This window comes from Ruegeria sp. B1, from assembly GCF_056535885.1.
This window is the reverse complement of the sequence record NZ_JBQFJA010000001.1, coordinates 1,560,673-1,573,207: the sequence shown is the minus strand read 5'-3', so window position 1 is coordinate 1,573,207 and position 12,535 is coordinate 1,560,673. Positions and strand designations below refer to the sequence as shown.

The window sequence follows — 12,535 nt, the reverse complement described above, 5'->3', positions numbered from 1 at the left end:
CTTGTAAATCAGCAGAAAAGCGAAGCACCGATGCCCGAGGGAAGAGCCACCGCAGACGATGTCGCCCAACGAGCTGGAGTGTCGCGCGCAACTGTGTCGCGGACATTCTCGCACGGTCATTCCGTACAAGAGAAAACGCGCGAACGAATCCTCAAAGCGGCGCGGGAACTGGGGTATCAGCCCAATGCCCTGGCACAGGCGCTGACCTCGCGCCGGTCACAGATTGTCGGAATCCTTATGGGTCAGCTGAACAATCCGATCCACGCCGTTCTGCACCAATCCATCTCTATGGCATTGCAACAAAACAACTTTATCCCGATCTCGTGTCAGATCGGCACGGATGACGACGCGGGCAGGCTGATCGCAACTTTCCGTCAGTACCAAGTCGGGGTGGTCATCCTGACCTCGATGAACATTCCCCCTGGACTGGTAGCAGATTTCAAGCAGGCCGGGCTTCAGGTCCTGCTTCTGAACCGGATCGACGACGAGTCGGTGACGGCCTCGGTCTGTGCCGATCTCACACAGGGTGGCAACCTGGCCGCACGCCTGTTGGTTGAACGCGGTTGCCGTCGGATCGCGGTGGCGCGGGGCACAGCAGGTCACTGGACCAGCGCGGCCCGTCTGGCTGGGCATATCGCGGGGCTTGAGCGTCACGGGCAGGCGCCACTCAAGGTCTTTGACGGCGGTTATAGCTATGATGATGGCACCCGCGTCGCGGATACTCTACTGTCAGCGCGCGGAGGGTTGCCGGACGGGTTTCTCTGCCCAAACGATCTGTTCGCCATCGGATTGATGGACCGGCTGCGCGCGACTGCTGGGACCGGCTTTCTCGATGACATGAAGGTCGTGGGTTTTGACGACATCCCCATGGCAGAATGGGAAAGCAACCAGCTCACCACGATTCGCCTGCCTGTGCAGTCCATGGCGGAACGCGCGACCGATGTGGTCGACCGGATCGTCGTCGGGGGCGAGAAGGTGGAAGAAAAGATCTGGATTCCCTGCCGGTTGATCGAACGTGGCTCGGCCTGAACCTCCCCCGGCTGCTCTTTCAAATGATCTCCCGAAGCCTTGCTGATGCGGTGCATGAGTCCTGGCGGACTCTGCCAATTCAAGCTTTCCCCGCGATACGCGCCGACCGCCGTGTATGGTGGTTGTGAGCAAGTACAAAGCTGTCGATTTCACAAGGACAAAGGATGGGCGAGAAAGCGGTTGTTCTCCGCACCCGCCAGAACCCGCTTGTATTCCGTCGCAATGGCCTTAAGAAACTTCCGCAAGTTGCCGTGAGGGAAACTAGCACGTGAATATGCTCAGCACTTTCATCAAGCCAATGCACCCAGAGGGCAACGTCTTTGTTGCGGTCTTTGCTGCCACTAGCCTGGTTTTATTCTTTGTTTTTAAACCTCTTGGATGGGTCGGCGTGGGTCTGACCGTTTGGTGCTACTATTTCTTTCGCGATCCGGAACGGATAACGCCCCAACGTTCGGGGCTCATTGTCAGCCCAGCGGACGGCATTGTATCCCTGATTGAACAGGCTATTCCGCCAGCCGAGCTTGGCATGCCGGAAACCGGCCTTACCCGCATCAGCGTCTTTATGAGCGTCTTCAACTGCCATGTGAACAGAACACCGATATCGGGTGAAATCACTGCGGTGGCCTACCGCCCCGGCAAGTTTTTCAACGCATCGCTCGACAAGGCCAGTGCTGATAACGAACGCAACAGCCTGTGCATTCGCATGGCCGATGGACGAGATCTAGCGGTCGTTCAAATTGCGGGGCTGGTTGCAAGACGTATCGTCTGTTTCGTGAAACCCGGTGACAGGATGCAGACCGGCGACCGGTTCGGCCTGATCCGCTTCGGGTCCCGGCTGGATGTCTATTTGCCCGCGGGCGTTGAACCATTGGTCCGCATCGGCCAAACAATGGTTGCAGGCGAAACCGTTCTGGCCAACCTGCCCGGTCCGGCAAACGGTACGCGGTCAGAGAAATGACCCGGCCACCCGACAGGCACATATCAGACTTCGCTCTGGTTCAGCTCATCCCCAATATGCTGACAATTGCGGCGATTTGCGCAGGTATGTCTGCAATCCGATTTGGCGTTCAGGGCAACTATGTACTGTCGGCGCAGCTGATCCTGGCGGCTTGTGTTCTGGACGGCCTTGATGGACGGCTCGCACGCTTGCTCAACAGCGATAGCAAGATGGGAGGGGAGCTGGATTCGCTGGCGGATTTTGTGAACTTCGGCGCCGCTCCGCCGCTCATCATCTATTTCTGGGCCTTGCAGGACACGCTCCACCTTGCATGGATTTCAGTTCTGGTTTTTACGACGTGTTGCGTCTTGCGTCTGGCTCGGTTCAACGTCAGCAACAAGGCGGAAAATCGCGACGCACAAGAACCTTATTTCGTTGGCGTTCCTTCGCCGGCGGGCGGGTTACTGGTGATGTTGCCGATGTTCGTGTCTTTTGCATTTGCCGAGGCGCCACTGCTGCCGGATGTGATCATTTGCGCCTATATGATCGTGGTCGGATTGGCGATGATCAGCCAGATCCCCACCTGGTCGTTTAAAACCACTCGAATTTCCCGCGAGAATGTAAAATTCTTCCTGGTGAGTTTTGCGTTTCTTGGCGCAGCTGTCCTGACCTACGCTTGGATCACTCTTGTGGTACTTTGCCTGGGTTACATCGGGACAGTCATCTGGTGCCTTATTGCAAGACCGCCCAGCAAAGCCGACAAGGAGCAGTAAGTTGGATATCAAAGCCGTACAAACCTCTTATGCTCGCTGGGCACCTGTGTATGACAGAACCTTTGGTGCTGTAACCAACACGGGTAGACGCAAGGCCGTTGACTATGTCAACACTCGGGAGGGTTGTGTTTTAGAAGTTGGCGTCGGCACCGGATTGTCACTGCAGCACTACAAGTCCGATCTTCTGGTCACCGGGATAGATTTCAGCACAGAGATGCTTGCCAAGGCACAAGACAAGGTGCAGCGGATGACGTTGGATCACGTGGTACAACTTCGCCAAATGGATGCCCGGAACCTCGATTTTCCAAACAGCTCCTTTGACACAATTGTCGCGATGCATGTGCTTTCAGTGGTGCCGGAGCCGGAAAAGGTGATGGCCGAAATCGCGCGGGTCCTCAAACCCGGCGGCAAGGTTGTAATCACCAACCACTTCAAGCGCGAAAAGGGACTGCTGGCGTCTCTCGAACGGATATCCGCGCCATTCGCCAACACTCTCGGGTGGCATTCCGATTTCGCGATGGACACTGTGCTGCAAGAAGCTGATCTGGTGATCGACGACAAACAATCCCTGCCGCCGTTTGGGATGATGACATTCCTTGTTCTTCATAAGGCCGAAGAGGCCTGAAGGATTCGGTGACTGAACCGGCCCCACCAGAAGATTCCGCAACAAGATGTCCGAAAAGAACGTCTTGCGAAGGCTGTCGGCACAGCAGACACATATCTTCCTTTTTTCAATCATCCTAACGGGCTTTCGCCGTTTGGCATGCCGTAGCGCCTGGACAACCTTGAAGACCACCGAGTTCCTGAGCGCAGTATCTGAGATGTTTAGCTTGCACTCCGCCATTGCGCGTTATGCAAGATCTCAGTGGTCAATTCCGTATCAACCCTGAGGTGGCGGATGCAGATATCCACGATCTCGTACTTTTAAGATCCAGGTTTTCACACCAGGGTCTCCAGGCGTTCCACTTGCATAGAGCTTCAACGGTCACGCCAACCGCTGCTTGGCACGTGACACATGGGCGTTCGGGATTTTCAGTCAATCGAAACTTAGCGGCGGCAAGCGTTTGACCTCTTTGCGACTGGCCCCACTTTCTTCTGTGCCGGGCGATGCGGATGCGGGTGAACTTGCGCGTGCTTTTAGGGCTGACCTCGCAATCCAACGAACAGACATCACCTCTCCCCTTCATCTGAGGACAAAACAACACTCAGGAGGACCACCAGTTGCGCTTGGTTTTATCAATCATGGTGAGGTGGTTAAATGGCCGATAAATCCAAAAGCGGTGTGGCCCGGGTCACCTCGAACGCGCGCACCGCGCCGGCTTTTTCAATTTGGACCGTGAGTTTGTCAGTGCCCTCAAAACGGTCGAAATAGGCAAACTCAATCCTGTCCAAAGCCCCCAGATCCTGACATTGGACAATGTACTCGGCCTGAAACTCGGTGTGTTCCGAATTTGTTAAGGGCTGGTCGCTGCTGCCTGTTGCACCATCTTCTTGCCCAAGGCTCTCGCCGGACAACGTGACATTGGCGGATGTGGTGAAACAACCAGCCGCGTCAGGAACGACAAACAGTTCCAAAGGCTTTGACAGATCAGAGATCGCCACCGCCACTAAAGCCCGCTCATCATCGTTTTCGGCGGGGCGTCCAAATCCGACAATTTCTGAGCCGGGCACCGCCAGAGACAAGGAAAATTCCGTATCCGAAAAAACGATACCAAGCGTTTTGGAACCCTGCGGCCGCAGCTCAGTGGCGTGTGCCTGCAAGGCTGCAAGGCATAGGAACAAGGCAAAAACCGCGCACTTCATTAACCGGCACCGCTGAAAACAGAATCAGGCCCTCTATTCTATCCTGTTTAAACGGTCGCGCAATGTCGCCGGGTGCGTCAAAAACCACCAGATATGGGGAGGCAAATGCACTGGATCAACCATTGCGACAATGTCGACCTTAGAACCCAGGTTGACATACTTGATGAAATCACTCAGTTATCTTGCCGTGAAAATCTTGTGGCACGTGTGACCACACATTGCCATTTCTGATAGGAAAGACTCAAACCTCATGACCAGATTATTTGCTGCCGCCAGCGTACTAACCCTGGGTATCGCTACCGCCGCCTCGGCCAGTGATGCACCTGCGAAAGCCGATGTGCTGAACAACTACGCCAATATTGCCGAAGCCAAATACGAGGACAGCCTGATTGCAGCAAAAGCGCTGCAAACCGCTGTTAACGCATTGATCGCCGATCCGTCGGACGCGACCCTGAACGCCGCACGCGCTGCTTGGATCGCGGCGCGTGTTCCCTATCAGCAAACCGAGGTCTACCGCTTTGGCAATCCCATCGTTGATGACTGGGAAGGCAAGGTAAACGCCTGGCCTCTGGACGAGGGTTTGATCGACTATGTTGACCCGTCTTATGGTGGCGCGACAGACGAGAACGAATTCGCGGTGCTGAACGTGATCGCCAACCCCAGCTTTGAGCTGTCGGGCAATGCGGTGGACGCCAGCGAAATCACCCCTGAACTGCTGGGCGAGACCTTGCACGAGGCAGACGGGATCGAGGCTAACGTGGCGACCGGTTACCATGCCATCGAATTCCTGCTGTGGGGCCAGGACCTCAACGGCCACGGCGCCGGCGCCGGCAATCGGCCCTGGTCCGACTATGCGCAGGGTGACGCTTGCACCGGCGGCAACTGTGACCGCCGTGCCCAGTATCTGAGCGCAGCCACCGACCTGCTTGTCAGCGATCTGGAATGGATGACCGCGCAATGGGCCGACGGTGGCGACGCCCGTGCTGCGGTAACCGCTGACGAATCCGCAGGTGTCAGTGCAATCCTGACCGGCATGGGCTCTTTGTCCTATGGCGAGCAGGCCGGTGAGCGGATGCGTCTGGGCCTGATGCTGAACGACCCCGAGGAAGAGCATGATTGCTTTGCCGACAACACCCACAACAGCCATTACTACGATGGGTTGGGAATCCAGAACGTCTATAAAGGCAGCTACACGCGTATCGACGGCACACCGGTGTCCGGGGCGTCGCTGTCCGATCTGGTCGTTGCAACTGACCCGGCGCTGGATACAGAGATGCGGGCCAAGCTGGCGAACACGATGAAGGCACTTGGCCTGATCAAGACAACGGCCGAAGCCGGTTTTGCCTATGACCAGATGCTGGAGCGCGGCAATGAAGGTGGTGAAGCCCTGATTATGGGCGGCGTGGACGGACTCGTCGATCAGACACGGACCATCGAGCGAATCGTTACCGCCCTGGAACTGGACCAGATCGAGTTTGAAGGGTCGGACAGCCTGGATAACCCGGACGCTGTTTTCCAGTAACTCTCTAAAACGGGCCGGAAGCGTGCGACAAATTGCGCTTCCGGTCATCCGAACCGCAGGAAATGCAAGTTCGAACTGGACCCCGGGCAAATAACCTACTATTTAAGTAAGAAATCAGAATCGGTCGAGTAGCTATGATCGTTTGCCACTGTACTAACATCACCGATCACGACATCCGCTCTGCAATCGACTGGATGCGAACGGCGGATTCGAGCACCATCATCACACCTGGGAAAATCTACCATGCCCTTGGGAAGTCCGCAGACTGTGGCGGGTGCATGCCTCTTTTCCTAGACACCATGAGATCAAACGATAATCTGGAAGTACCCATGCAACTCCGTGCACTACGCACCGGAGTAACTCAGGAGAAAGCAGATGAAGGGCGATCCCAAGGTCATAGAATATCTAAACAAGTCACTGCGGCATGAATTGACCGCAGTCAGCCAGTACTGGCTGCACTACCGACTACAGGAAGATTGGGGTCTGAGCGGTATGGCGAAGAAAAGCCGCGAAGAGAGCATCGAAGAGATGCACCACGCGGACAAGCTCATTGAGCGTATATTATTTCTGGAAGGCCATCCGAACCTGCAAAAGCTTGATCCTTTGCGTATCGGTCAGAACCCAAAAGAAACACTGGAATGCGACCTTGCTGCCGAGATTGACGCAAGGGCGCTGTACAAAGAAGCGCGCGAACACTGCCACAGCGTCGGTGACTATGTATCAATGGCGCTGTTTGAAGAGTTAATGGCAGATGAAGAGGGGCATATTGACTTTCTGGAAACCCAGCTCGACCTGCATGACAGGATCGGCGAGGCCAAGTACGCGCAACTCAATGCCGCGACAATGGCCGAGGGCGAATAGCCTCTTTACCCTGTTGGTGGTCGCCTTGGCGGCCACCCCTTCCCTATCAGCCGAATTACGTGACCTTCATCTAAATTTTCAACCTCGGACCGATGCTGAACGTGCCCGCATCTCGGCGGCCATCTCGGCGCCCCGGAACTTTGACAAGCCGCAGCAATTCGAAGAGCTGTCGGCCGGCGCGGCAACAGTGCGCGTGCGCAACGACGCGGACGCCTTCTCGCAACCCTCCCGCAACCTGAGTTTCGAGCAAGAGCTGGATTTCAGGGTAGGCAACGGTTTGTTCAAGAAGATCTGGGTGTCCTCGCCTTCGTCGACACTCGCATCGGACGGTTTGGGGCCACTCTATAACGCGCGATCATGCCAGAGATGTCACATCAAGGATGGGCGGGGGCATCCCCCCAACGGACCGGATGACAATGCAATCTCGATGTTTCTGAGGGTCTCGATCCCCGGCACGCCCGAAGACGGGTATTCGGAGATTGAGGACTATATCGCCACCCTCCCCGATCCAAACTATGGCAACCAGATGCAGGATTTCGCGTTGGCGGGCCACCCCTCGGAATATCGGTTGGACATAACCTACGAGGACATCCCGGTCGAGTTGTCCGAGGGTGAAACCGCCTCGCTGCGGCGCCCGACATACAAGGCTGCCGATCTGGGCTATGGCCCCCTACATCCCGACGCCATGCTCAGTCCCCGGGTTGCGCCGCAAATGATCGGGCTTGGTCTGCTCGAAGCCATCCCGGTGGAGGATCTTTTGGCCAAGGCCGACCCAGACGACATGGATGGGGATGGTATCTCGGGCCGACCGAACATCGTCTGGTCTATCGAGTATGGCGCGCCAATGATGGGGCGTTTTGGACACAAGGCCGGAATGCCGACGCTGATGGAGCAGTCTTCCTCTGCGTTTTCGGGCGATATCGGTATTTCCACACCCCTGTACCCAGCTCCACACGGTGATTGCACTGACGCGCAGATCAACTGTCTGAACGCGCCACACGGTGACAACGACGTTCGCGTTTTTGAAGTGGACCAGATCGGTATGGATCTCATCGCGTTCTACACCCGAAATCTGGGTGTTCCGGCACGCCGAGATATAGACGATCCCGAGGTTCTGCGCGGCAAAGAGGTGTTTCATACGACGGGATGCGTCGCCTGCCATACGCCGGCCCATGTTACCCATCGGATGGAGGACAGACCCGAGCACAGTTTCCAGCTGATCTGGCCCTATACCGACCTGTTGCTGCACGACATGGGGGACGGCCTGGCCGATAACCGCCCCGAGGCCCGCGCAACCGGGCGGGAATGGCGCACGCCGCCGTTGTGGGGCATCGGCCTGACTGAACGTGTTTCCGGGCACACTCAATTTCTGCATGATGGACGCGCCCGCACCCTACTCGAAGCGATTCTATGGCACGGTGGCGAGGCGCAATCCGCCCGAGATACCGTTGTGTCCATGCCCAAAGCCGACCGCGACGCGCTCATTCGATTTCTGGAGAGTCTCTGACCGATGCGAATTCTTGCCTTGCTCGCAGCCCTATTCTTACCATTCGCCGTCCAGGCGCAGGATCGGGCGCCGATCCTTATGGACGTAACCGAAACCCATATCATGCCACGCTTTGCCGCGTTTTCTGACGCGACCGGTGCTCTGGTTGCGACCGCTCAGTCGGATTGTGACCCAAGTTCGCCAGACCTCCGCGCGGCATATGGCGCGGCTTTCGACAACTGGATTTCAGCCAGCCACCTGCGCTTTGGTCCGACTGAAACGGACGACCGCGCATTTGCCTTGGCGTTCTGGCCGGACACCAAGGGATTCACGCCAAAAGCCTTGTCGCAGCTGATTGCCGCCGAGGATCTGGCAGTTCAAAACCCCGAGGACTTTGCTGAAACCTCCGTGGCAGGACGCGGTTTTTTTGCGATCGAACAATTGCTGTACGATCCCGCATTTGCCGATCAGGGCAGCACGGCCTACCGGTGCGCCTTGCTGCAAGCCATCACATCCGACATCGACGCGAATGCCAAGGCCATCGCCGCCGACTGGCAGAACTATGCCCCCCTCGTGACACAACCCGGCGGTGACAGCCCGTACCGATCACAGGATGAAGCGATGCAGGAGCTGTTCAAGGCATTGTCCACAGGTTTGCAGTTCACCCACGAAACCCGTCTGGGCCGACCCCTTGGCACGTTTGATCGCCCGCGCCCAAATCGGGCCGAGGCGCGCCGTTCGGGCCGGTCTTTGCGCCATGTCGAGCTGTCACTGATCGCCCTGCGCGATCTCGCTGCACGCCTGTCTTTCGATCATCCCGAAATCGCCGCTGATCTGGACGCCGCCTTTGCGCGTGCCATCGAAAGCGCCCAGTCGATTGACGATCCCACCTTTGCCGGTGTGGAAACCCCTCAAGGACGGCTGCGGATCGAGGTGTTGCAGCGATCCGTCAACGATATTCGCGCCATTGCCGCGTTGGATTTGGGTCCCACACTTGGGATCAATGCCGGGTTCAACGCGCTTGACGGGGACTGATCCATGACCAGCCGCCGTCACTTCATCGCCGGTCTCGCCGCAGCGAGCCTGTCGCCCGTCAAAGGCTGGGCGTCGGTCGGGGCGCCCGACTTTCTGGCGGCAGCCCTGTTTCCTGATGGCTCTTATCGTTTGGCCGGGTTGGGCGGCGATGGCGCGATCCTGTTTGCCCTTCCACTGCCGTCACGCGGTCACGCCGCTGCCGCACATCCATTTAAGGCGCAGGCCGTGGCATTCGCCCGACGCCCCGGCACCTTTGCCAGCGTAATCGACTGCAAAAACGGATCGGTCAAAGCTGAACTTGCGGCACCTGATGGGCGCCACTTCTACGGTCACGGCACATTCTCAGCAGACGGTGACCATTTCTACGCCACCGAAAACGACTACGAGGCAGGGGAAGGTCTGATCGGCGTGTGGGACGCCAATAGCTTTGAACGATTGGGCGAGTTTTCCTCGGGTGGTGTCGGACCGCATGACATGCGGCTGATGCCGGATGGCAAATCGCTGGTGGTCGCCAATGGTGGCATTGAAACGCATCCGGACACCGGACGGACCAAATTGAACCTGCCGACCATGCAGTCCAATCTGACCTATGTCGATCTGTCCGGATCTGTGATCGAGCAGGTCGAGTTGCCCCGGGCACTGCGGAAGAATTCAATTCGTCATCTTGCGGTCCGAGGGGATGGTTTGGTTGGGTTTGCCATGCAATGGCAGGGCAATCGGACCGAACACCCTGCGCTTCTGGGGCTACACCACAGAGGCGAAGCCCCGCGCCTGTTATCCGCCCCAGAACATATCCAAAACACGTTGCAAGGCTATGCAGGCAGCATTGCCTTTGCGGCGGACGGCAAAACGGTGGCCATCACCTGCCCGCGCGGCAACGCCCTGCTGCGCTTTGACGCAATCAACGACACATTTTTGGATTCATTTACGCTTGAAGACGTGTGTGGTCTGGGTGCGGGCCCGCAGGGGTTGATTTTCACAACGGGCACCGGGGTGTTTGGGTCGGTCACATCAGCACGATCCGCGATTTCGATGCGATCCGAGTGTCAGTGGGACAATCATCTGATCCCGATCCGCAACGTTTCATAACGATCGGCAGACACTGCCCCGCAGTTTACACTTGGACGAATCGAGCCGTTACCGTATTGGCGGCGCGAACCTGCACCTAAACCGTAAGGATGGACCTGATTGAAACACACGCCTGCCGCACCGCACGCCATCTATGGGGTTGAAAAATGGGGCAAGGACCTCATCGAGGTGACGGAACAGGGCGAGATCGGTCTGCGCAATCCGATGGCGCCCGAGGCCGATGCAATCAGCCTGCCGGGTATCCTCAGCGATCTGGACGACAGGGGCATTAAGGCTCCGATGATCCTGCGCGTCTCGTCCTATCTGGAACACGAGATCGCGCATATTAACGAAAGCTTTGCTGATGCAATTGCCCGAACGGGGTACAAAGGAACCTATCGCGGCGTGTTTCCGATCAAGGTGAATCAGCAGGCGCAAGTGGTCGACCGCATCGTCGAATTTGGCAAGAAATACGAGTATGGGCTTGAGGCCGGATCAAAACCCGAACTGGTGATCGCACTGGCCCACCGCCTGTCGCGCGAGGCGCTGATCGTCTGCAATGGTGTAAAGGATACGGAATTCATCCAACTGGCGATCCTGTCCCGCAAGATCGGCTTTAACACGGTCATTGTGCTGGAAAGCCCCAAGGAGGCGGACACGGTAATCGACGTGTATAGTGAACTGGGTATCGACCCCCTGATCGGTGTACGGGTCAAGCTGACCAACCAGATCAGCGGCAAATGGGAAGAAAGCTCGGGCGACCGGTCCGCTTTTGGCATGAACACCGATCAGTTGGTCACCGTGGTGGACAAACTGAAAGCAGCCGGGTTGTTGCATTGCCTCAAGCTGCAGCACTCGCATCTGGGATCTCAGGTGCAGGATGTCAACGATGTCCGCCGCGCCGTGGGCGAGGCCTGCCGGTATTACACCGAACTGACCCGCGAAGGCGTGCAGCTGACCCATCTGGACCTCGGCGGCGGCATGGGTGTGGACTATACGGGCGAAAAGAAGGCTGCCGAAAACTCGATCAACTACACGGTCGAGGAATACTGCGCCAACGTGGTGGAAACCGTGGCCTACGCCATGGACGAAGCCGAGATTGATCACCCTACCCTTGTCACCGAAAGCGGTCGAGCCCTGGTCGCAACCTCCTCGATGCTGGTGTTCAACGTGCTGGAAAGCACTCTGTACGACGCGCCCAACGGACCCGAAGTTGAAGCTGACGACCACCATCTGGTCGCTGACCTTGCCGCCGTGCATGGCTATCTCAGTAAAGACCGGCTGCAGGAATGTTGGAACGACGCCACCTTCTACCGCAACGAACTCCGGGCCCTGTTCCGCCGCGGCTATGTAGATCTGCGCCAAATGGCCCGGGCTGAGCGCATCTACCTGTCCCTGATGGCGCGCCTCAAGGCACTGGCGGCGAGCGACGATCTGGAAACGGATGTGGACGAGCAACTCGAGAAGGTGGCCGATATCTATCATTGCAACTTCTCGCTCTTCCAATCGCTGCCCGATGTCTGGGCGATCGATCAGTTGCACCCGATCGTGCCCCTGCAAGGTTTGAACCAGACCCCGGATCGGCGCGCGGTCCTGTCTGACATCACCTGCGACAGCGACGGCAAGATCGACCGGTTCATTCTAGCCGATGGCGTCTCCCCCAGCCTCCCAGTGCACTCGCTGCCAGAAGAAAACGAATACTTCATGGGCGTCTTCTTCGTCGGCGCCTATCAGGAAACGCTGGGCGATCTGCACAACCTGTTCGGCGACACCAACGTCGTCACCATCGACCTGCGTGCCGATGGCGGCTTTGACCTGCTGCATGAACAAGAGGGCGACACGATCAGCCAGGTCCTGTCTTATGTCGAGTTCGATCCGCAAGACTGCGTTGCTGCCTTTCGCAAAATGGTGGACGAGGCGATCTCGACCGGTACTTTACAGGCCAAGGACCGCAAAACCCTGATGAGCGCCTATCGCGACTCGATCAACGGCTACACCTATTACGAATAAACCCTTGAGAG

General features: G+C 57.4%; 12 protein-coding genes. 11 read left to right on the top strand and 1 reads right to left on the bottom strand.

The features are described 5' to 3' along the window. Positions 1 to 30 precede the first annotated feature (30 nt). The 4 genes from ACR3ES_RS07540 to ACR3ES_RS07525 all read left to right on the top strand — a co-directional run bounded on the left by ACR3ES_RS07540 (position 31) and on the right by ACR3ES_RS07525 (position 3,364). Positions 31 to 1,029, top strand: a complete 999-nt coding sequence (locus ACR3ES_RS07540) for a LacI family DNA-binding transcriptional regulator (protein ID WP_170687740.1) — start codon at positions 31 to 33, stop codon at positions 1,027 to 1,029. A 268-nt stretch (positions 1,030 to 1,297) separates the two neighbouring features. Then, positions 1,298 to 1,987: a phosphatidylserine decarboxylase gene (locus ACR3ES_RS07535; RefSeq protein WP_170428770.1), complete on the top strand. Its 690-nt coding sequence runs from the start codon at positions 1,298 to 1,300 to the stop codon at positions 1,985 to 1,987. Next, on the top strand, positions 1,984 to 2,739 hold the full coding sequence (gene pssA / locus ACR3ES_RS07530) for a CDP-diacylglycerol--serine O-phosphatidyltransferase (RefSeq protein ID WP_170428768.1): 756 nt from the start codon (positions 1,984 to 1,986) through the stop codon (positions 2,737 to 2,739). The genes ACR3ES_RS07535 and pssA overlap by 4 nt, the downstream gene beginning before the upstream one ends. Before the next feature lies 1 nt (position 2,740). Further along, a complete protein-coding gene (locus tag ACR3ES_RS07525; protein WP_170428766.1) occupies positions 2,741 to 3,364 on the top strand; it encodes a methyltransferase domain-containing protein in 624 nt (207 codons plus the stop codon). Positions 3,365 to 3,993: 629 nt separating this feature from the next. Here ACR3ES_RS07525 and ACR3ES_RS07520 read toward each other — a convergent pair. After that, complete coding sequence (locus ACR3ES_RS07520; RefSeq protein WP_170428763.1) at positions 3,994 to 4,542, bottom strand: ZrgA family zinc uptake protein; 549 nt, start codon at positions 4,540 to 4,542, stop codon at positions 3,994 to 3,996. A 250-nt stretch (positions 4,543 to 4,792) separates the two neighbouring features. Between ACR3ES_RS07520 and ACR3ES_RS07515 the strand changes: the two genes are divergently transcribed. The 7 genes from ACR3ES_RS07515 to speA all read left to right on the top strand — a co-directional run bounded on the left by ACR3ES_RS07515 (position 4,793) and on the right by speA (position 12,524). Beyond that, positions 4,793 to 6,064, top strand: coding sequence for an imelysin family protein (locus ACR3ES_RS07515; protein ID WP_170428760.1), 1,272 nt, complete (start codon positions 4,793 to 4,795; stop codon positions 6,062 to 6,064). A gap of 134 nt (positions 6,065 to 6,198) precedes the next feature. Further along, the gene (locus tag ACR3ES_RS07510) at positions 6,199 to 6,492 is read left to right on the top strand and encodes a (2Fe-2S)-binding protein (RefSeq protein WP_170428757.1); all 294 of its coding nucleotides are present in this window, start codon (positions 6,199 to 6,201) and stop codon (positions 6,490 to 6,492) included. Next, complete coding sequence (gene bfr, locus ACR3ES_RS07505; protein ID WP_170428754.1) at positions 6,440 to 6,925, top strand: bacterioferritin; 486 nt, start codon at positions 6,440 to 6,442, stop codon at positions 6,923 to 6,925. The genes ACR3ES_RS07510 and bfr overlap by 53 nt, the downstream gene beginning before the upstream one ends. Next, positions 6,897 to 8,432, top strand: a complete 1,536-nt coding sequence (locus tag ACR3ES_RS07500; protein WP_480425133.1) for a di-heme oxidoreductase family protein — start codon at positions 6,897 to 6,899, stop codon at positions 8,430 to 8,432. Before bfr ends, ACR3ES_RS07500 begins: the two co-directional genes overlap by 29 nt. A gap of 3 nt (positions 8,433 to 8,435) precedes the next feature. Next, entirely contained in the window at positions 8,436 to 9,446 is a 1,011-nt protein-coding gene (locus ACR3ES_RS07495; protein WP_170428746.1) for an imelysin family protein, read from the top strand. A gap of 3 nt (positions 9,447 to 9,449) precedes the next feature. Continuing rightward, entirely contained in the window at positions 9,450 to 10,535 is a 1,086-nt protein-coding gene (locus ACR3ES_RS07490; protein WP_170428743.1) for a DUF1513 domain-containing protein, read from the top strand. Positions 10,536 to 10,634: 99 nt separating this feature from the next. Continuing rightward, on the top strand, positions 10,635 to 12,524 hold the full coding sequence (gene speA / locus ACR3ES_RS07485; protein ID WP_170428740.1) for a biosynthetic arginine decarboxylase: 1,890 nt from the start codon (positions 10,635 to 10,637) through the stop codon (positions 12,522 to 12,524). Positions 12,525 to 12,535 lie beyond the last annotated feature (11 nt).